Annotated in this window: 1 protein-coding gene; it reads left to right on the top strand. The window is 52.9% G+C overall.

The window, feature by feature from the left end:
- On the top strand, window positions 1–1587 hold a 1587-nt coding region (locus KDK18_RS11615), incomplete at both ends, for a hypothetical protein (protein ID WP_257255069.1).

The raw sequence follows: 1587 nt of genomic DNA on the forward strand, positions 1-1587 counted from the left end.
GGCTGTTCGGGGATTCGGGAAATGATATTTTCCACCTCAAAAGCAGTGGTGCCAGTGTACACCCCGGCCCCGGCAATAACCTTGTTAGCCTGGAGCTGAAGAATGCAGAGGAAAGTACAGAAAAAAATGAAACAGTAAAGATATTCTTTGCTCGCTCTTCGTTTAACCGGGTTCACCTGAGCGGTGTCAACCTCATCGATTTGCAGGCAGCAAGCTGGCGTTCGCCGAATACACACCATGCCACGGGCAGAAGTGATCAGGCTCACTGTCCGGCAGGTTTGAAGCGCCTGATGCCCCCTCCGGTTACCGGCGGCCGCTTTATCCTGGCGGCCCGGGTGCGACGGATCTTCCCCCCCGACAGTCGAGCACCAGCCGAGGTCAAACTGATTCATTTTGCCGGGGCTGACGGCTCCGATGCCATCAGCTTGAACCTGAAGAGACATGACGGACTGGAGATCAGGCTAACGCATGGTACCAGTGTCTTTCACAGCAGGGTCAAGCAATTTTTCACCTCTCCTCGTCAACACCTGGCCATGACCATAGATGACAGTGGGTTTCTAACCATCTACCGGGATGGCCAGGCTGTTTACGCGGCGCAGGCCCTCAAGCCACCCAGGAAAGTTCGGGGGCAGAACTGTTATGTCGTTGACATACCAAAGCCGACGGTTAACCAAACCAATGATGTAGCCGTTGATCAACTGATCATCAACCAGCATCTCCCATCGCCTGAAGGCATAAAAATGATGGCATCCGGTGCGAACCCTCTGGTGAGGATTGGCAGCTGGCGCAACCCTCACCTTGTCTATGCCAATGATTGGCCGGACAGCCTGGAGCTGGACGACGGGGCTCTGGATGACAAGACGTTTATTGATAAACGGCTGGGGTCTGGTTATTCATTGCTACAGAAAACGGTTCCCGGACATCAGTATGTAATGGATGAAAAGAGCTCCATTTACCGCTTTGCTGACAATGGTATCCATAACGGTGGCCAATGGTATTTATCAAATGCCACTGGCAAAGCTGACCAGCTCGAAGTTGAAACCCATCCCTGCCAGACGTTGCACTATCAGAAAGCGGGTGAGGATCTGATCCTGACTATCGCACCGAATGATAGCCTGCTGAAGAACAGAAAAAATGGCACAGCGCCGGCAGATTCGTCCCGACAGAAGCACCTTTGGGTGCTGGATTTTTTCAGCGAGGAAGGCGAGACCATTGAGCGCCTGATCGTCAATAACAAGGTGTTGAGTAAGAGCGACGTTCTTGCCAAAGTGGATGCCAAAGTGGACACCCCACAGCCACGTAGCAAGCGCTCACTGAATGAGAACATTACAGAGAGTGAATTGGCCGTGGCCGACAGAGTCGATGGAGGTAATGAAACTCTACCCTTTCTGAACAGGATCATTCGCACGGGGCAACGGCTGCTGAATTACCTGAGCAGTCTGACCGGAGGTGAGCAAAACGACGTTGAAGCAGGCAAGGCAGAAACTGAACGACACGTGACAGCTAGACTGAAGAATACGGAAATGAACCGACACTACCAGCGTCTGGTGCAGGAAATCAGTACCCTGTCGGGCAATCGCAGTGGCG

Source organism: Endozoicomonas sp. SESOKO3 (genome assembly GCF_024606255.1).